Source organism: Herbaspirillum sp. WGmk3, from assembly GCF_023952535.1.
GTDB lineage: Bacteria > Pseudomonadota > Gammaproteobacteria > Burkholderiales > Burkholderiaceae_D > Herbaspirillum > Herbaspirillum huttiense.
In genome coordinates this window covers 1-19,167 of the sequence record NZ_JAKYWT010000005.1, presented here as the reverse complement: position 1 = coordinate 19,167, position 19,167 = coordinate 1, and the positions used below count along the sequence as shown (strand labels likewise).

Below are 19,167 nucleotides of genomic sequence, written 5' to 3'. Positions count from 1 at the left end.
GATCAAGCCTGTCGCTGCCTCAGGCGATGTCCGGGAAGGCCGTGCGCAGCCGGTACTGGCGCTGGCGATAGTTGCCTTCCGGACCGCTGAATCCACAGTCGACGTCACCGAACAGGCGGCTCACGCGGTTGATGGCGGCGCGCTGGGCTTCGGTCTGCACCGCGATCAGGCGGCGCTTGCTGCGCGCGTGATGAGCGCAGATGTCGACCACCAGACAGTGGCCATAATCGGCCTGCTTGATATCGATGAGCAAGGCTTCCGGCTTGGTCAGGCCAAAGGTGGCCGCCAGTTCGATGCGCGCACTCAGGAAGGGATTGCTGTTGCGCAGCTTGTCGCTGAGCTGGGCGCGCGCCTGCACCGCCCATGACTGCGCCTCTTCCACGGCCATGAACGGCTGCAGCGCGTCGGCTGCGCCGGCCTCGCCCTGGGCGGCCGCCTGCTGCCACCAGTACAGGGCCTTGACGTCATGCATGGGATCATCGCGGCGATTGCGCCAGAAAATCTGCGCCAGCTCGCTCTGCGCTTCCACCAGACCGGACTCGGCCGCCTTTTCCAGATATTGCTGGGCGACCTGCAGATTGCGCTGCGAATAGATCGAGCGCGAATAGATGCGCGCCAGCGCATGCCAGGCCTGAGCCGAACCGCCCTCTCCCGCCAGCACCAGCCAGTGCAAGGCCTTCTTGAAATTGGCCAGGCCCTGCTCCATGAAGACGCGATTGCCGGCGCGGTCGATCTTGGCGCACAGCAGTCCCAGTTCCAGACGCGCCTCGACCTCTCCGGCCAGCGCTGCCAGTTCAAACAAGCGCATCAGTTGCGGCAACTCGGGCGCGGCCGCACGTGCCTGCCACTGGCCATAGCGCAGCAGCAGCGTGGCTTCCTCGGCATTGAGCTGCACCAGACCGGTAGCATCGCCTTCCTTGTCCAGTTGCGCCACCGCCTGGCTGTTGCGCTCGATCAGGCGCTTGACCAGCACCGCCGCGCCGCGCGCGAAGGCCGCACCCTGGCCTTGCTGCCAAGCCTTGTCCAGCAGCGCGTATTGCGCCTGTTCGATGCCGGCCCGTGCTGCTTCGCGCACCAGTCGTTCTTCGACTGCCGAAGCCGGCAGGCCGGGCACCATGGGCTGGCCATGGCGCTGCATCTGCTGCGCCAGCAGCCATTGCGCCTCATGGTCATCGCGGCTGGCCAACAAGGACAGCGCGGCGATGGCGCGCGCGTGAGCATTGCTGTCGAACTGTTCGGTGTGTTCCAGTACCAGGCGCGCAAAGATCACGCCGGCCTGCGGCACGCCCGCTTCAAACGCCTTCTCGTACCAGATGGCCGCTTCCTGCGGCGAAGATAATTCCTTGACCTGATCGTAGGTGATGTTGCGGCCGATGATCATCCACGCATCGTCCACACCCTGTTGCGCGGCGCGGCGCAGCCAGTAGAAGGCGGTGCCCTTGCTGCGCGGCAGACCGCTGCCGCCGTCGAGGTAGCGTCGGCCCAGCGCCAGCTGCGCGCGTGATTCGCCGGCACGGGCGGCCTTGATGACGGCCAGCTCTTCTCTCGTTGCCATGTTCTTTTCCTTTCTCAGCAAATCCGCAATCACGAAATCGCGGACGAAAAAATCCCCGCTGGCGCAGCAAGCTGCGTCAGTCCGGTGTGCATCAAAAAACTAAGGTTTTGAATGCAATCCGCCAATCCGTTGTGGGGCGGTGCGATACGCGATCCATGGAAGTGTTCCACCTCCATGCGCATCGAAATGGTGCTGCTATTAGAGCAGTGCGCTGCAAAAAAGTGCGCAAGGCCGAGAGCTTATTACGCTTTCTTTACAGACATCAAGATCGGCCACCAGTAAGGCTTTTGTCAGGATTTGACAAACAGAAAGCGAGCTTTTTGCAATGCCAAAAATGAGCTTTCCTGTGCAAGCTCGGGGGCAGCGTTGCACCAAATCCGAGTGCCCGACGAGCCATGCGCGAAATCAGCTGCATTCCTGCGAAGAACGAAATGGACTATTGCCAAAACTAATAAAAATCGCGATCAGAAGAAGCATGAAAAAAAGCGCCGCATGAACCTCATGCGGCGCTTCTTTTGCTCACTTGTGCATCACACTGCGCCGCCGGGAAGACGACGCAGGTCAACTCACATCAGAACTTGTGACGGATACCCACGGCGACGGCGCCTTGGTTGCCATCGGTGCCGGTGCTGTCGGAGACGCCCGGGTTGACCATGTCGCTAGCCTTGGTGTAAGCCAGGAAGGCGTACAGGTCGGTGCGCTTGGACAGCCAGTAGTCGGTGCCCAGGCTGACTTGGGTCAGCTTGGTCTTGTTGGACACGCCGTCGAAGTTGGCACGGGTGTGGTCCACAGCCGCCAGCAGCTTGAGCGACGGGCTCAGGGAGTAAGCGGTACCGATTTCGTAGATGTCAGCCTTGTTGGAACGGGCCAGCGTACGATTGGTCAGCGAGGTCAGCGAACCGACGCCCACGGAGGTCAGGTTGGCCTGGGTGTTCAGGTCTTGCTTGACGCGCGACCAGTTACCGTACACACGTGCCGGACCGAACTGGTAGGACGCTGCCACGTTCAGGACCTTCTGTGCGGTGCTGCCGGAGTTGGCAGTCAGGGTGTTGACGTTGGTGGTGGTCGAGCTCGACGGGATCAGCGAGACGTCAGACGGGGTCGAACCAGCCTTGGACTGGTAGTAGTTGATACCCAGACCCAGAGGACCGTTGTCGTACTTGCCGCCGATGCCGAAGGACTGGCCAGCGGAAGTTTGACCAGCGGTTTCACCGAAGCCGTACATCAGGTTACCGGTGAAGCCGTTCAGGCTGTTGGTGGTGTAGCTGATCGAGTTGTTGGTGCGGGTGCCTTGCAGGCGATCCAGACCGGAGCCGGAGTTGTTGACCCAGCCACCGAAGTCTTGCACGGCGGTGTAAGCCGAGATGGTGTCGGCGAAGTCGGTTTGACGACCGACCAGCACGCTACCGAAGTTACCGGTCAGACCGACCACCGACTTGCGGCGGAACAGGTTGGAACCAGTGGTGGCGTCGGAGCCTTGCAGGCCGCCGGTATCGTTGGAGAAGCCGGTTTCCAGTTGGAACACAGCCGACAGACCGCCGCCCAGATCTTCAACACCCTTGAAGCCGATACGCGAACCCTGGATGATGCCCGAGTTCAGGCCAAACTTGGTGCCAGTACCGCCGGAGGCAGTAGCAACCTTGCTTTGGTAGACAACACCGGTATCGACGATACCGTAGATCGTGACGGAGCTTTGCGCATTGGCTGCGCCTGCGAACGCGCCCAGAACGGCGAGTGCCAGCAGAGATTTTTTCATGTGACGTCCTTCTCTAAAAATAGTCTTGAGGATCCGCACTTGCAGTCGGATGGGCAAACATTAATGCTTCTCGTCGCCCATGACTGCACCTTGGTCGATAGAAGTCATTTTTTAGACGGGAGCCAAAGATTGAAAAGGCAATTGTTGTATTTTTTTATCGCCGCTTTCGGATGTGCTGCGGCAGGACTGTCCCGCTATCGGCCTGCATCAAGGAAAAAGCGCCGGTATACCTACCGGCGCTTTTCGTCATTTCTAACATTTTGATACATCTTGCTGGCAACAGACAATGGGCTCTTGTCCAGCAGGCCGGCGAGGTTTGTTGTCACTCGCTGCGCATTTCCGTACATTTTCGTACATTTCTGGCGAATGCGACTGGTTGGATGCAATATCGCGTTCCATCACTGTACAGCCATGCATTGCACTCACTCCTGCTTATCTTCCTTGGGTTCACCGGCCAGCTTCTTCAACAGCTCCGACTTCAATTGCTGACGCTGCGCCGATGCATTCTTGCGATGTGCACCGGCACCTCCGGCGCGCTGCTGGGCAGCCAGCGCCACCGGATTGCGTGGCTTGGATTGTGATGGCTCGATGCGAAAACTCAGTTTCTGCCGGGTTCCCAAAGTCTTGTTGGCCATCGCATTCTCCTTGCCTCAGCGGGCATCATGACAGCATCGCGTTACAGCACGTAGCGCGACATGTCCTCATCCACGGCCAGCTCGCCCAGCCGCTCGTTGACATACCCGGCATCGATGAGCAGCCCATCCACACCAGCCTCACCCGCCGTGAAGGAAATCTCTTCCAGCAGTTTTTCCATCACGGTATAGAGACGGCGCGCACCGATGTTCTCGGTCTTCTCATTGACCGTATGCGAGATCTCGGCCAGTCGCTTGATGCCGCTGTCGGCGAATTCGATCTTCACGCCTTCGGTGGCCAGCAGCGCTTCGTACTGCTTGGTCAGGCAGGCATCTGTGCCGGTCAGGATGCGCTCGAAATCGGCAATCGACAGCGAATCCAGCTCCACGCGAATCGGGAAGCGTCCCTGCAATTCCGGAATCAGATCGGAAGGCTTGGAGAGATGGAACGCGCCCGACGCGATGAAGAGAATGTGATCGGTCTTGATCATGCCGTACTTGGTGTTGACGGTGGTGCCCTCCACCAGCGGCAGCAGGTCGCGCTGCACACCTGCGCGCGAGACATCGGCATTGCCGTTCTGCGAGCGGGTGGCGATCTTGTCGATCTCATCCAGGAAGACGATGCCGTTCTGCTCGACATTGGCGATGGCCTTTTGCTTGAGCTCTTCCTCATTGACCAGCTTGGCGGCTTCTTCCTCGATCAGCAGCTTCATGGCTTCCTTGATCTTGATCTTGCGCGCCTTCTTGCGCTGGTTGCCCAGGCCCGAGAACATGGTCTTGATCTGCTCGGTCATTTCTTCCATGCCCGGGGGTGCCATGATTTCCATCGAGGGGGCGGCGTCATTCAATTCCAGTTCGATCTCGCGATCATCCAGCGCACCTTCACGCAGACGCTTGCGGAAGGTCTGGCGGGTCGAGTTCTTCTCATCCTTCTCGGGGCTGGCATTGCCATCGGGCGTAAAACCGAAATCGCGGGCCGGGGGCAGCAGCACGTCCAGGATGCGATCTTCCGCAGCATCCTCGGCGCGGGTGCGCACCTTGCGCGTTTCCAGCTCGCGCGTCTGCTTGATGCCGATGTCGACCAGGTCGCGGATGATGGTGTCCACGTCGCGACCCACGTAGCCGACTTCGGTGAACTTGGTGGCTTCGATCTTGATGAAAGGAGCATCGGCCAGCTTGGCCAAGCGGCGCGCAATCTCGGTCTTGCCCACGCCGGTGGGGCCGATCATGAGGATGTTCTTGGGCGTGATCTCGTGGCGCAGCGGCTCCTCGATCTGCTGGCGACGCCAGCGGTTGCGCAGGGCGATGGCCACCGCGCGCTTGGCGCGGGCCTGGCCGACCACGTGCTTGTCGAGTTCGGAGACGATTTCCTTGGGAGTCATATTCATGGTGGTGATCTTTTCGCTGTGACGATTCATCGGAGAAACAGGCAGGAAATGCGCGCTGCGCGGCTTATTCCAGCGTCTCGATGATGTGGTTCAGGTTGGTGTAGATGCACAGCTCGCCGGCGATGGTCAGCGACTTCTTGACGATCTCGGCCGGGGTCAGCTCGGTGTTCTCATACAAGGCCTTGGCGGCCGATTGGGCATAGCTGCCGCCGGAACCGATAGCGCCGATACCGTCATTGGGTTCGAGCACGTCGCCATTGCCGGTGATGACCAGGGTGGTGTCGCGGTCCGCGCACAGCAGCATGGCTTCCAGGCGGCGCAGCATGCGATCGGTGCGCCAGTCCTTGGCCAGCTCGACCGAGGCGCGCATCAGGTTGCCCTGGTGCTTTTCCAGCTTGGCTTCGAACAAGTCGAGCAGGGTGAAAGCGTCGGCCGTGCCGCCGGCGAAACCGACCAGGACCTTGCCGTGGTAGAGCTTGCGCACCTTGCGCGCACTGCCCTTCATGACGATGTTGCCAAGCGTCACCTGGCCGTCACCGCCGAGCGCGACCTGGTTGCCGCGACGGACGGAAAGGATGGTGGTGCCGTGAAATTGTTCCATGCTTGCCTCTGTTCAATATGTGCCGGGGAGCAGCGGAGGGACGTACCGGTTCCGCATTCCTGTCGAGATGGGGCTGGCCAGCCGGATTGCAAGTCATGCCATCGGGTGGGCCGCCATCGAGGGCAATATTGTACGCCCGCAAGAAAAACGGGCACCCTGACCACAAGGCCGGGGTGCCCGTCTGACGCAGCGGGAGCGATTACACCGAAATCGTCATCAGGCTGGCATTGCCGCCGGCGGCCGTGGTGTTGACGCACAGCGCGCGCTCAGCCAGCAAGCGCCACAGGGGAACGGCACCGTCTTCGCTGCACAGGATCAACGGCACCAGCGCACCTTCGCGCTCGGCCAGGCGCACGCGCCATGCGGCAGCCTGGTGGCTGTCCACCAGGGCGGCCTGCAGCGCTTCGGCCTCCAGCTGGCTGGCACGGCGGATGGCCGCACGCACCGGCGCGGGCAGGCCGGCCGGCAACAGCGCCGCAGTGGTCTCATCGACCACCACCGTATTGCCGGTCGCAAAGGCCGCCGCCAGTTGATTCAAGAGCGTACCGACGCTGGCGGCCACGCACAGCACCAGGCCGCGCGGGGCGAAGCCCAGGGTATTGCGCTCGCCGGTGGGGCCGGGCAGCAGCAGGCTGCGCTGCAGCAGGCTGTCGCGGTGATAGCGCTCACCGCTGGCGGCCAGGCGCTCGTGGCCATGGGTGCGGGCCCAATCCAGCAGGCTGTCCAGCAAGGTGTTGGGCACTTGCGCCGGTTGCGCGCGGGTCAGTTCCTCGTGCAGTTGCGCATGGCGCTGCAGGCGCTTGAGGTAGAGCGGGCCACCGGCCTTGGGACCGGTGCCGGACTTGCCTTCGCCACCGAAGGGCTGCACCCCCACCACTGCGCCCACGATGTTGCGGTTGACGTAGATGTTGCCCACGTGCGCGCGCTGGGCCACGAAATCGATGGTCTCGTCGATGCGCGAATGCACGCCCAGGGTCAGGCCATAGCCGGTGGCGTTGATGGCGTCGATCAGCTGTGGCAGCGCATCGCGCCGATAGCGCAGAACGTGCAGCACGGGGCCGAAGACTTCGCGCTGCAATTGCGCCAGGTCGTCGATCTCGATGACGGTCGGCGCCACGAAGGTGCCGTGCCGGCAATCCTCGCCCAGCGGCAGCTGATGCACGGCGCGCGCGCTCTTGCGCATGCGCTCGATGTGGGCCAGCAGGTTCTGCTGCGCCTCGGCATCGATGACCGGGCCGATGTCGGTGGAGAGGCGGTCCGGACGGCCCACGCGCAGTTCGGCCATGGCGCCCTTGAGCATCTCCAGGGTACGGTCGGCGATGTCTTCCTGCAGGCACAGGATGCGCAGGGCCGAACAACGCTGGCCGGCACTGTCGAAGGCCGAGGACAGCACGTCCTGCACGACTTGTTCGGCCAGCGCCGAGGAATCGACGATGAGCGCATTCTGGCCGCCGGTCTCGGCGATCAGCGGGACATCGCCATGTTCGCCGCTGCCGTCGCCATCATCGTGCTTGCGCTGGGCCAGGGTGCGGTTGATGAGCTGCGCCACTTCGGTGGAACCGGTGAAGATCACGCCCTTGACGCGCACATCCGAGGTCAGTGCGGCACCCACGGTCTCACCCCGGCCCGGCAGCAGCTGCAGGGCCGCGCGCGGCACACCGGCCTCATGCAGCAGTTGCACGGCGCGATGGGCGATGAGCGCAGTCTGCTCGGCCGGCTTGGCCAGCACCACGTTGCCGGCGGCCAGCGCAGCGCTGACCTCGCCGATGAAAATCGCCAGCGGGAAATTCCACGGGCTGATGCACACCACCGGGCCCCAGGCCAGTACGTTGCCGTCGTGGCGCGAGGCGATGGCGTAGTAGCGCAGGAAGTCGACCGCCTCACGCACCTCCGCAATCGCATTGGGCAGCGACTTGCCGGCTTCGCGCACGGCCAGTGCTATCAGTTCGGCGATATGTTCTTCCAGCAGGTCGGCCGCGCGTTCGAGCATGGCGGCGCGCTCGGCGGCCGGGGTCGATTGCCATTGCGGTGCGTAGGCCGTGGCAGCGGTCAGCGCCGTATCGACATCGGCCACGGTGGCTTCGCTGACCTGGCCCACGATCTCACGATGGTCGGCCGGATTGCGCACCGCCTGTGCGGGCTGCGCAGCCAACTCGCCCGCGATCAGCGGTGCGGCCTGCCACTGGCGCTGGGCCATGGAAACGAACAATTCACCCAGTTGCTGCAGGCGCGATTCATTGGAGAGATCGATACCCGAAGAATTCTTGCGCTCCTGGCCATACAGCTGCTGCGGCAAGGCGATGGCCGGATGCGGCACGCCGCCCTGGGCGCGCACGGTCTCGATGGGATCGGCCACCAGACGGTCCAGCGGTACGGCCTCGTCGACGATCTGGTTGACGAAGGAGGAATTGGCACCGTTTTCCAGCAGGCGGCGCACCAGGTAGGCCAGCAGGGTCTGGTGCGAACCGACCGGGGCATAGATGCGGCAGGCCTTGCCCAGATTCTCGGCACCGACGACCTGGTCGTACAGGGTCTCGCCCATGCCGTGCAGGCACTGGAATTCGTAGTTGTCGACCTGGAGCTGCTTGGCCCAGTGATAGATCGCCGCCAGCGTGTGGGCGTTGTGCGTGGCGAATTGCGGATAGATGACGTCGGTGGCGGCCAGCAGCTTTTGCGCGCAGGTGAGGTAGGACAGGTCGGTATGCACCTTGCGGGTATAGACCGGATAGCCCTCCAGGCCATCGACCTGGGCGCGCTTGATTTCGCTGTCCCAGTAGGCACCCTTGACCAGGCGGATCATCAGGCGGCGGCCGTTGCGGCGGGCCAGGTCGACCAGGTAGTCGATGACGAAGGGGCAGCGCTTCTGGTAGCCCTGCACCACGAAGCCCAGGCCGTCGAAGCCGGCCAGGTCGGGGTCGGCCACCAGTGCTTCCATCATGTCCAGCGACAGTTCGAGGCGGTCGGCTTCTTCGGCGTCGATGTTCAGGCCAATGTTGTATTGCTTGGCCAGCAGCAGCAACTGCTTCAGGCGCGGCAGCAGTTCACCCATGACGCGTGCATGCTGGGCGCGCGAGTAGCGCGGATGCAGGGCCGAGAGCTTGACCGAGATACCCGGGCCATCCTTGATGCCGCGGCCATTGGAGGCGCGGCCGATGGCGTGGATGGCGGTCTCGTAGGACTGGTAGTAGGCATCGGCGTCGTGCATGGTCAGGGCGGCTTCGCCCAGCATGTCGTAGGAATAGCGATAGCCGCGCTTTTCGTTGTCGCGGCTGTTGTCCAGCGCTTCTTCGATGGTCTGGCCGGTCACGAACTGGTTGCCCAGCATGCGCATGGCCAGGTCCACGCCCTTGCGGATGAGCGGCTCGCCGCCCTTGCCGATCAGGCGCGTGATGGCTTGCGTGAGGCCGCTTTCGCTGCTGGTGGAGACCAGCTTGCCGGTAATGAGCAAGCCCCAGGTGGCGGCATTGACGAACAGCGACGGCGACTCGCCCAGGTGCTTGCGCCAGTCGCCCTTGCTGATCTTGTCGGCGATGAGGCGGTCGGCGGTCTGGCGGTCGGGGATGCGCAGCAGCGCTTCGGCCAGGCACATCAGCGCCACGCCTTCTTCGGAGGACAGCGAGAATTCATGCATCAGCGCATCCACGCCGGAGGACCGGGTGCGCTTCTCGCGCACCTGCTGCACCAGCTTCTTGGCCAGTTGCTGGGTGGCGTCCTTCCAGGGCTGCTGGCCCTGCACCTGCTGCAGCAGCCATTGCACGGCCTCGCGCTCGTCGCGGCGATAGGCGGCAGTGATGGCCGCACGCAGCGGGCTGGGGGCCGGCAGCAACTCGGCCTGGAATGTGCCAAAGGGCAGGCTGGAAGCGGAGGCCGCAGGGGCGGCGGAGGCGACGGTGGTCATGGTCTGGAGTCGAAATGGGATGGAAATGGGCAACCGGATTCTATGTGCTTGATGCCAATATTAATTCTGTATTTCATGCATCACTCCAATATTTAATTCGGACTATTTCATTTATACGATTTTTAATTTTCCACAATTGCACCACCATGGCGCCTTTCGCAGTGCTGTCGCGGCTTCCGGGGCGATGAACGGTCGGAGCTGGCCTGAGCCCGGGCCATTGCTCTCCTGGCGAGGCAATTCCCAATTTATTCGAAACATTCTTCGGTGCCTTTCGAGCTTTGCCCGGGATTTTCTTGGATTCTCTGGAAGTACGAAGTTGCCGAACAAGAATGACGGCCCGTCATTGTCCTGGGGCTTGTCATGGATCACGCTAGTCAGTTGCTCTCTCGTCTGCTCCCCTTCTCGGCGGCAACGCGCCTCTATCGTCTGGAGATCGCTGGCCAGCCCGAGGACCGCTTCCTGGTCGAAGCCTGGGCGGCGGCAGAGGCCCTGCATGCGGTGGGCGCCACCGAGCTGATCGTCGTACGCCTGGATACGGAGGCGGCGGCCGGTTCCCTGCTGGGTTGCCGTGCCACCCTGGAAACACGTCTTGCCGAGGGCGGCCTGCGTCGCAGCAGCGGTTTCATCCACGAAGTGGCCAGGCTGGGCGGCGATGGTGGATTCTGTCGCTATCGCCTGCGCATGGCCCCCTGGCCCTGGCTGCTGTCGCAAGCCGCTACCGGCCGCGTGTGGCAGGACAAGCGCCTCATCGAGGTCGTCGATGAAGTCTTCCGCGAGTGTGCACCCCATGCGGATTGGCGCTGGAGCAGCGATACACTGGCCTGCCTGCGCCATCTGCCGCCGCGCAGCTACACCGTGCAGTACCGGCAGACGCATCTGGACTTCATCAGCCGGCTGCTCGCTGGCGAAGGGCTCTCCTGGCGCATCGAAGAACATGATGCCAGCCCGCAGGGACATCGGCTGGTGATCTTTGCCGACAGCGCCGCGCGCAGCGCTTTTCCGGAAGATCCCACCAGTGCGGCCCATGATGGCATCCGCTTCCAGGCGGCCCGCGAGCAGGAGCAGCAGGACGGCATCCAGGCCCTGGCGGCATGCCGCAGCCTGCAGGCGGCCAGCTACACGCTGCTGTCCTATGACTACCAGAACAAACAGGCCATCGCCGCCCGCATACCCACACATCACGACTTCGGGGGCCGCGCTGCCCCCAGGCTGGAAAGCTATGACAGCGCTGGGCCCGTCACCGATGACGACGATGCTGCAGACCGCCACGCACGCCTGATGATGGAAGCCGCGGAAGCCCGCAACAAGTGCTGGCGTGGACGCAGCACGGTGCGCAGCTTGCGGGCCGGGTCACGCTTTACCCTGAGGCAAGGGCCGCTGGCGGGCAAGGAGCAGGAATACGCCGTGCTGGCGGTGCTCAGCGTGGGCGTCAACAACCTGCCCGCCGATACGCAAGCGGCGCTGGCCGAGCTGTTTGGTCCCCTGCCGGTCTTGCTGGAAGACGCCCTCCATGCCTGCCTCAAGGCCGCCACCGTGGGCGAGATACAGGCGCCGGACCGCAGCCTGATCGATCTGGCTCACCGCATGGGCCATGCCAACCTCTTCGAGGCGATACGTGCTGACATTGTCTGGCGGCCCGTGCTGGCCGATGGCACCGGTCTGGAGCGGCGGCCGCATGCATCGGCGCGGGGCAGCCAGAGCGCCATCGTAGTCGGCCATCAGGGCCAGACCACGCCAAATGGTCCCGACGAAATCTGCTGCGACCATCTCGGCCGCATCCGCATCCGTTTCCACTGGCAGGGACGGCATGGCGATGCGGGGGCCACCTGCTGGGTCCGTGTGGGCCAGCGCTGTGCCGGACCGGGCATGGGGATGCAGTTCTTGCCGCGCATCGGGCAGGAAGTGCTCGTCCAGTTCATTGAAAACGACCTGGAGCGACCGATTGTGCTGGGGGCCCTCTACAACGGCCGTGGGGAGGGAGGTGTGGCGCCGACGCCCGGAGGCGAGGTGAAGTTTTCTGCAAACACGCAGGTATTTCAATGGGCCAGCGATACCGCCATCGGCGGCCAGGGCAATCTTGCCGGGGGAAACGCACCGACCTGGCATGGTGCCAGCGCGGATCTGGACGGGCACCGCCATCCTGCGGCGCAATGGGGCATCCGCTCCAAGGAGTTCGGTGGCTGGGGGTACAACCAGCTGCTCTTCGATGACAGCGACGGCCGTGGCCGCATCCAGCTCAAGAGCACCCAGGCCGGTAGCGAGCTCAATCTCGGGCACCTGATTCACAGTGCCGACAATTATCGCGGCAGCTTCCGTGGCACGGGCGTGGAATTGCGCACCGATGCCTACGGCGTGATGCGTGCGGGGCGGGGCCTCCTGTTTTCCAGCTACCGGGTGGCACATCACGCAAGCCATCGCGATCCGGCCGGGGACAACATGGGGCAGCGGGCCATGGTGCGGCAGGCTGCACAGATACGCAAGACCTTCGATGAAGCGGCGCGCACGCATCGCACCGCAGGCATGGCCGAAGGGCTTGAAGCGCTCAACAAGGCCATCGCCGCGCAAGCCGAGATCGCGCAGCAGGACCTGCCTGCCAGCAGCACGCCGCTGATCCAGGTCGCTGCGAAGGAAGGGCTGGGCGTGGTGGCGGGCCAGCATCTGCAGATGGCCAACGGCGGGAGCGTGAGCCTCATTGCCGGCCAGGATGCGCAGCACGTCAGCGGGCAGCATTTGCGGGTGCGTACGCAGCAGGCCATCGGCGTGCTGGCCGGGGCCACTGCTGCAGGTGACAAAGGTATCGGCTTGCAGATGATTGCCGCACAGCGCGACATCGATGTGCAGGCGCAGGCGGGGAGCTTGACCGTGCAGGCGCGTGACCAGTTGCAGGTGGTCAGTGCCAATGCCGGCGTGAGCTGGGCGGCGGCGCGCAAGATCACGCTGGCCACGGCGGGTGGGGCCGGCATCGTCATTGATGGGGGGAATATTACGGTTCTCTGTCCCGGGACGCTGACGGTGCATGCGGGGCAAAAGCTGCTGGAGGGAGCCGCACGCATGAAGTTCGAACTCCCTCTTTTACCCAAAGCCCCTCTTCAGGAAAACAACCGGTCACCGTTTTCAAAGTGAGACACCATGCTGCTGAGCCCTCCCTTCCTGCCTCCCCGCCCTGGCAATCTCTCTGACGCAGCATGGCTGAACACGCTCTTGCCCGATTCACCGGCTGGCGAGGGCTTGTTTCCTGTCAGCCGTGATCTCAACTGGCATGGCGGCCTGCATGTGCAGGCTCCAGCTCACGCCAAGGGCACGGAATGGGTCCATGCCATTTCCGATGGCACGGTCATCTTCAGTCGTAGCGCCACGCCAAAGAACGACAATGGTGAACATGCCCTGAACTATCTGGGATGGACCGATGATGGTTGCATCGTAATTCGCCATGACACCGACATCGGTGAGGGTGCGGCGGCCACCCAGATCGTCTTCTATTCTCTCTACATGCATCTGAGCCAAGTGGAACCTGGCATGAAGGCAGGCAAAAAAGTCTACCGCAAGGATCTGCTGGGGATGGCCGGCCAGTGCCATGACAGCTCACGCAAACTGATCCACTTCGAGATCGCTTGCGATGACGTCAACCTCGGAAAATTGATCGGACGCAGCGACAACAAGCTGTACCTGAGCCGCGATGGACGCACCGATGTGCTCTTCGGTGAGATGTATTTTCTGATACCGGCGGGCACACGGCTCTATTCCAAAGAACCAAAGCGCAATCAGAGTCCGCCGGACACTGAAACGCTGCAGTTGAGCAAGGAGGTGTTGATCGTCGGACTGCGTTATGCCGAAGGCGACGGCGCGCCCGCACAGCGTGGCGACCTGCTCATCACGACCTATCGTGCGGATGGGGAACGGATAGGGCAATCCCTCCGCTTGCCGGAAGCGGAATATCTCCTCTACGCCAGTGCCAACAAGATCAGCCTGGCCTATCCCGAAGGCAAGCGTCCGGCGCCCAGCGCAGTTTACGAACTGCTGCGCTTCGGCAGGATCGTGGGGCCTGATCCGCTGGTACCGTCCGATGTACCGCACTGGCGGGAGATTGCGCTGCCCACAGGGAAAGGCTGGGTCAATCTGAATGGCGCGGGAATCCGTAAATACAGCGATGCCGACTTCCCGCCCTGGCAGCACTGGCAACTCGTCAGGGAAGAAGAGCATTCCCGATCCGTGGATAGCCGATGCGCAGCCAACGCCGTCTCCCGCTGGCTGGATCTGGATGGCGACGGCAAGGTGACGGAACAGGAAGCCTTGAAGGCACTGGATGACCAGACTGCACGTCAGCGGCTTTCGCGCTTGATCTGCAGGGTGGAAAGTGAGTGGGATGCGGCCAGGCTGGAAGCGCGATGGTCATGGCTGACACGCAGTGAGAATGGTGTGCCGGCGCGATTGAATGCCGAGGGATTTGAGCAATTCAAAAAACATGCGAGGGCGCTTTGCATCGATCACAAAGAGGTATTGATGGCGAAGTGGCGGTTCAATCCGCGTGAGTTTTTACTTAGCTTTAGAAGAAATGGATGGATGTGCCTTGATGAAATGGTGCAAATAATTCCACGAGCGATAAAAGTCGACAATATTACTTATGGTCTGGCTTGGGACGAAGCACTGACCAGGCTTACTGCTGGCACCATCAAGGACAAGGGAACGATGCCTGCAGATATCCACAAAAACTGGAATCTACTTTCCCGAAAGTATCTGCTAGCAGCGTCACCGACACGTACATCATATTTTTTTAGTCACGTTCTGCAAGAGTCAGATTTGTTCTTTTCCGCCATCGAGAAAGGAAATGAGCGATATTTTAGAACGATGTACGAAGTCATTACCCCAGAGGAATGCGAGCAAGACTATCTCAACAAATCCAGTACCGCTTGGAAGCTGCACTTCGTGTATATCAAAGGAACCAAGACGCTGTACGAACTCGAAGCCTATAAAAAGCATCGACCCGAAGTCGTAAAAGAAAAGGCGAAGGAATTAGGCAATACACAACCAGGCGACGGAAACCGATTTAAAGGGCGCGGGTTGATTCAACTAACAGGTCGAGCCAACTACAGCGAGTACGGGCAGTACCGCGGCATGGACTTTACGACTGAAAAACATAATGACTTGATTGCTGTCGTCTCGTATAACACGATTGATTCGGCGTTGAAGTATTGGGTATCAAAGTCCTACATCAAGATCAACATCAATCGTCATACGGACAATGGCTTCTCAAAAGAGAGTTGTGTGCTTGTGACAAAGGCTGTGAACGGTGGCAACACGCATTTAGCAATACGGTTCGCCTATTTGTCATATCTTGAGCAGCTACTCGGAGACTATAAACAAACGAAAAATGCGAAGGTCCAAGCTCAGCGAAGGGACAAAGAATGAGCTGGATTATCACGGCCTCGAAAATCTCCCTGCTTGCAGCAATATCGTTCTCCGCTGACACAGCAGCGGTCTACCAGGAAACTATCTATCTGGATGTGGAAATGCAGAATCGCTGCGGGTTCGCACTCACTCTGGCCGATACGATTGACGGGGTTAATTGCAGTGGGGATCGGCAATTGACCGATGCCTACCGGGCGATGAGCATCAGCTACTTCGTGAATCAGTTTGAGCATAACGACTTTGCTCGCCAGATTACTTTGGGAATCACCAATCATTCTTTAGAAAAGCTCGTTGGATCCGGCGCAAAAGGAAAACTCAAGAGAAATGACGATACCGGCGAATCAATCCCTGGCGACGAACTGTATCTCACCGAACAATTAGTGAAGGACCTGTGCGTAAAGAGCATGAGACAGGTTCAGGTAGAAAAGATCGCGGCCAACAACTGGCGAGGCTACCTTTGGCGCAGATCATCCAGACTGAAAAAGAGCGACCTTGTACGGGATTGTCCCTACGATGCAATCGATAAGGAATGCTTTCTCCTGATCATCGGGAATACGACCGTGACGCTGTACTCGGATCTCATCTGCTTGCCGCGTAATGGAAAAAAAACCGACCCAGCAGAGTTCGATGTGGGCGACTTCATGAAGATGATCTACAGCATCACTTTCGATAGTCAATGAGACTTTCCCCTTCCATGAACACAGAACCAAACCTGTCTCCCGGATCCCTCCAAAAATCCTCATCGGTGAAGATACTGATTTCGCTCCTGATGCTGTGTCTCGCGTCAAGCTGTCACGTCCATGCGGCCGCCGCTAACGCAGCTACTCTTTTCAAATTCAAGCAACGCAGGATCAAGGAAACCTGCCATTTTTCGATGCGTCCACCGAGCAGCTCACCCATCATCACATGCACTGCGCTTGCACACTATCCTGGTGCCAAGGTACTTCAGATGGGCCATTATCCAGAAGACTTTCCCGGCCCCGGGCTGCTGGCGAATACGGAAGGATTTCTCTCCGGACAATCCACGCGGGACTACCTCGCTTCGGGCATCTCCGACTGGATCGCCGTCCCTGCTCGTACTGCCCAGCTGGATCAGGAAGATGATGCGATACAGCTCAACGAGTACGGTGTGGATTTTCTCTGGGCCACCCAACAAGATGAAATCAAGCGGGAGAAGATCCGCGGCAAGGACTGGACCGGCTATCTCTGGACGCGGCGCACGGAGCCGACCAGAAAGGAGATGGGCGATGCGGCACCGAAACGGCCACAACGATGTTTCATCGCCCTGATCGGCAATCAGAAAAACAGCCTGGAGTTCGCCACCTGCCTTGCGCGGGACCGTAATCCCCGAGCGCCGAACGAACTGCATTATCGAGACTTCATGCGCGCATTGAAGAGCATTGAGTTTGGCCATTAGCCATTGCCAATGGCACCATCAAAGGATCCATGGATGCGCTGTACGTCGTCACCAAGAAAAAGAGCGCAGTGCGACATTGATGTCCAGTCGGGTGCTCAGTTACAGGTGGTCAGTACCAATGCCGGTGTGACCTGGGCGGCGGCACGCAAGGTTGCGCTGGCGGCGGCGAGACGACCCGTTTCCCAGCTCGCCAAGCCGCGTTGGCTGATCTGCTTTTGATATTGGGAGTTGCAAAAATCCCTTCCACAATACCCAATTCGATTCAGAGGCCGCCCGAATGACTATTTGGCCAACCATTGCCTGTATCGCCACCTTCGTGGCCGCCGGCTTTCCAACAGTTGCGCTCTCTCAAACCGAGGATCGTCCGCCACGCACGCTATCCACATCCGGCGAAAAACGCTGCAGGCTGAACATGGTGATTCCCGAAGCCGCCTATTCGATAGCTTGCTCCGGAGATCTCCGTGAAGAGGAAGACGCGTTGGTCACCGTAACCTATTTCAGGAATCAGTTTGTCCATAATGGTTTTGCGCGCTACATCGAGGCCATCGTGTCAAATGATTCCCTGGATGAGTACCTGCGCAATGGTGCCTCGGGAGATGTTCTTCCCATCGGTTCGAGGACGAACGCTAGCCCCTCCCCGCTGCCAGATCTGACTGAGAAACACATAGCCAGGCTTTGTGCCAAGACAAAGCACGACATCGCCATCAAGGTAATCGAGGCGAATGGCTGGCGTGGATATGTATGGCAACCTGTCCGCAGAATCAAGAGGAAACAGATGGACGATGGTTGTCCGGGTCTCTCTGAATCAACCATTTGTTTTACAGCGATCTTGGGAAATGAAACAACGGTCTTGCATTTTTCCGACGTCTGCATCTTCCGAAATGGAAAAAAAACCGACCCTGCTGAGTTTGATGCGGATGACTTCATGAAGATGATCTACAGCATTACTTTCGACACCTTAGATCTTTCCCTTTCCAAAGGCAGTTGAATAAATGAGTCCAAGTGCATTTTTCATGGCGATCTTCCTTAGTTTCCTTATGCCGGACTCCAGTTGGGCGACTCCTTTCAAGTCAAAGCAACGTGAAAATTTTCCATTGGAGCTAATGGAAGATTGCGATTCGCAAATCCATTTTCCTGCGTCGTTCAGTTCGGCTGGATACGCGAGGGGTCTCGACGAACGCGGATACGTAATTCCAGGCATTGAATACTTTCTTCAACAATTCATACACAACGAGGCCCTAAGATCCTTCTCCGGAATTGTCGAGAAAATGACTTTGGTCCGCACGGGAAAAGCGTTCTTCCATGCAGGAGAATATCGTTGAACATGTGTCTGATCTTTTGCTCGCTCTTGATCACGGCCTCGCTGGCAACCACCAGCATGGCGGGAAACCGCGAAGCCTTCGCACGTGAAGTTCGCGATGATGTCCGTCGGACCTGTCTGATCGACATGCAACTCCCCCGCAGTGCTGCCTTCATCACCTGTGCGGACCTTCCCCGCTACCCTGGCGCCAAGGTGCTGCAGATAGGCCATTATCCGCAGGACTTTCCGGGACCTGGGCTATTGGCCTTCACGGAGGGTTTTCTCTCGGGACAATCGACGCGGGACTATCTCGGTTCAGGCATCTCGGACTGGATCGCCGTCCCTGCGCGGACTGGCGACTTGGATCAGGGGGACGATGCGATACAGCTCAACGAGTACGGTGTGGATTTTCTCTGGGCAACCAGGCCAGATGAGATCAAGCGGGAGAAACTTCGCGGCAAGGACTGGACCGGCTATCTCTGGACGCGGCGCACGGAGCCGACCAGAAAGGAGATGGGCGATGCGGCACCGAAACGGCCACAACGATGTTTCATCGCCCTGATCGGCAATCAGAAAAACAGCCTGGAGTTCGCCACCTGCCTTGCCCGGGACCGTAATCCTCGGGAGCCGAACGAACTGCATTATCGAGATTTCATGCGAGCACTCAAGAGTATTGAGTTTGGCCGATAGCGATTGCTCATCACCGTATATACGTGATCCCATCCAAACGAAGCACCAGATTTATACGAAAAAAAGCGCAGCCTCGGCTGCGCTTTTTCGTCGATGTATCGCAAATGATTTATATCATTTACGAATAATAGATCGACTTATCCCTCACCCAGATAAGCCGCCTTCACCCGCGGATCATCCAGCATCTGCTGCGCCTGCCCTTCCATGGTGATCAGTCCCGACTCCATCACGTAGCCGCGATGCGCCGCCTGCAGCGCCAGCTTGGCGTTCTGTTCCACCAGCAGGATGGTGATGCCCTGCGCCGACACATTGCGGATCACTTCAAAAATCTTCTCCACCATGATCGGCGACAAGCCCATCGAGGGCTCATCCAGCAGCAGCAGCTTGGGATGGCTCATCAGCGCGCGCGCCATGGCCAGCATCTGCTGTTCACCGCCCGACAAGGTCCCCGCCATCTGCGCCGCACGTTCCTTCAGGCGCGGGAAGACCTCGAACCAGCGGTCGACGTCGGCCTGGATCTGGCC

13 protein-coding genes are annotated in these 19,167 nt (G+C 60.2%); 6 read left to right on the top strand and 7 right to left on the bottom strand.

Going from position 1 to position 19,167, the window contains the following annotated elements; genetic code table 11:
• Positions 1–19: 19 nt before the first annotated feature.
• The 6 genes from MKD49_RS18660 to putA all read right to left on the bottom strand — a co-directional run bounded on the left by MKD49_RS18660 (position 20) and on the right by putA (position 9,830).
• A complete protein-coding gene (locus tag MKD49_RS18660; protein ID WP_209568258.1) occupies positions 20–1,555 on the bottom strand; it encodes a tetratricopeptide repeat protein in 1,536 nt (511 codons plus the stop codon).
• Between the two features lie 571 nt (positions 1,556–2,126).
• Positions 2,127–3,311 (bottom strand): porin, encoded by a 1,185-nt coding sequence (locus tag MKD49_RS18655; protein WP_034331865.1) that lies wholly within the window; start codon positions 3,309–3,311, stop codon positions 2,127–2,129.
• 422 nt (positions 3,312–3,733) lie between these two features.
• Positions 3,734–3,946: a hypothetical protein gene (locus tag MKD49_RS18650; RefSeq protein WP_121042369.1), complete on the bottom strand. Its 213-nt coding sequence runs from the start codon at positions 3,944–3,946 to the stop codon at positions 3,734–3,736.
• A 41-nt stretch (positions 3,947–3,987) separates the two neighbouring features.
• A complete protein-coding gene (gene hslU / locus MKD49_RS18645; RefSeq protein WP_252697050.1) occupies positions 3,988–5,331 on the bottom strand; it encodes an ATP-dependent protease ATPase subunit HslU in 1,344 nt (447 codons plus the stop codon).
• Positions 5,332–5,395: 64 nt separating this feature from the next.
• Positions 5,396–5,932: an ATP-dependent protease subunit HslV gene (hslV, locus tag MKD49_RS18640; protein WP_145605824.1), complete on the bottom strand. Its 537-nt coding sequence runs from the start codon at positions 5,930–5,932 to the stop codon at positions 5,396–5,398.
• Positions 5,933–6,131: 199 nt separating this feature from the next.
• Positions 6,132–9,830, bottom strand: a complete 3,699-nt coding sequence (gene putA, locus MKD49_RS18635) for a trifunctional transcriptional regulator/proline dehydrogenase/L-glutamate gamma-semialdehyde dehydrogenase (RefSeq protein WP_252697049.1) — start codon at positions 9,828–9,830, stop codon at positions 6,132–6,134.
• Between the two features lie 360 nt (positions 9,831–10,190).
• On the opposite strand from putA, the gene MKD49_RS18630 reads away from it, so the two are divergent.
• From MKD49_RS18630 to MKD49_RS18605, 6 genes are all read left to right on the top strand, one after another.
• Positions 10,191–12,953 carry a type VI secretion system Vgr family protein gene (locus tag MKD49_RS18630; RefSeq protein WP_252697048.1) on the top strand — a complete coding sequence of 921 codons (2,763 nt, stop codon included), beginning with the start codon at positions 10,191–10,193 and terminating at the stop codon, positions 12,951–12,953.
• A gap of 6 nt (positions 12,954–12,959) precedes the next feature.
• Positions 12,960–15,236 carry a peptidoglycan DD-metalloendopeptidase family protein gene (locus MKD49_RS18625; protein WP_252697047.1) on the top strand — a complete coding sequence of 759 codons (2,277 nt, stop codon included), beginning with the start codon at positions 12,960–12,962 and terminating at the stop codon, positions 15,234–15,236.
• Entirely contained in the window at positions 15,233–15,916 is a 684-nt protein-coding gene (locus MKD49_RS18620) for a hypothetical protein (RefSeq protein WP_252697046.1), read from the top strand. The genes MKD49_RS18625 and MKD49_RS18620 overlap by 4 nt, the downstream gene beginning before the upstream one ends.
• A 14-nt stretch (positions 15,917–15,930) precedes the next feature.
• A complete protein-coding gene (locus tag MKD49_RS18615) occupies positions 15,931–16,653 on the top strand; it encodes a hypothetical protein (RefSeq protein ID WP_252697045.1) in 723 nt (240 codons plus the stop codon).
• Positions 16,654–16,930: 277 nt separating this feature from the next.
• On the top strand, positions 16,931–17,641 hold the full coding sequence (locus MKD49_RS18610) for a hypothetical protein (protein WP_252697044.1): 711 nt from the start codon (positions 16,931–16,933) through the stop codon (positions 17,639–17,641).
• Between the two features lie 336 nt (positions 17,642–17,977).
• Positions 17,978–18,643: a hypothetical protein gene (locus MKD49_RS18605; protein WP_252697043.1), complete on the top strand. Its 666-nt coding sequence runs from the start codon at positions 17,978–17,980 to the stop codon at positions 18,641–18,643.
• A gap of 137 nt (positions 18,644–18,780) precedes the next feature.
• Here the strand turns inward: MKD49_RS18605 and MKD49_RS18600 are convergent.
• The coding region (locus tag MKD49_RS18600; RefSeq protein ID WP_252697032.1) for an ABC transporter ATP-binding protein at positions 18,781–19,167 on the bottom strand (387 nt) is incomplete at its 5' end.

Coding starts and splice junctions, on each gene's coding strand:
- MKD49_RS18660 (WP_209568258.1), bottom strand. CDS start 1,555: ATGGCAACGAGAGAAGAGCTGGCCGTCATCAAGGCCGCCCGTGCCGGC.
- MKD49_RS18655 (WP_034331865.1), bottom strand. CDS start 3,311: ATGAAAAAATCTCTGCTGGCACTCGCCGTTCTGGGCGCGTTCGCAGGC.
- MKD49_RS18650 (WP_121042369.1), bottom strand. CDS start 3,946: ATGGCCAACAAGACTTTGGGAACCCGGCAGAAACTGAGTTTTCGCATC.
- hslU (WP_252697050.1), bottom strand. CDS start 5,331: ATGAATATGACTCCCAAGGAAATCGTCTCCGAACTCGACAAGCACGTG.
- hslV (WP_145605824.1), bottom strand. CDS start 5,932: ATGGAACAATTTCACGGCACCACCATCCTTTCCGTCCGTCGCGGCAAC.
- putA (WP_252697049.1), bottom strand. CDS start 9,830: ATGACCACCGTCGCCTCCGCCGCCCCTGCGGCCTCCGCTTCCAGCCTG.
- MKD49_RS18630 (WP_252697048.1), top strand. CDS start 10,191: ATGGATCACGCTAGTCAGTTGCTCTCTCGTCTGCTCCCCTTCTCGGCG.
- MKD49_RS18625 (WP_252697047.1), top strand. CDS start 12,960: ATGCTGCTGAGCCCTCCCTTCCTGCCTCCCCGCCCTGGCAATCTCTCT.
- MKD49_RS18620 (WP_252697046.1), top strand. CDS start 15,233: ATGAGCTGGATTATCACGGCCTCGAAAATCTCCCTGCTTGCAGCAATA.
- MKD49_RS18615 (WP_252697045.1), top strand. CDS start 15,931: ATGAACACAGAACCAAACCTGTCTCCCGGATCCCTCCAAAAATCCTCA.
- MKD49_RS18610 (WP_252697044.1), top strand. CDS start 16,931: ATGACTATTTGGCCAACCATTGCCTGTATCGCCACCTTCGTGGCCGCC.
- MKD49_RS18605 (WP_252697043.1), top strand. CDS start 17,978: ATGTGTCTGATCTTTTGCTCGCTCTTGATCACGGCCTCGCTGGCAACC.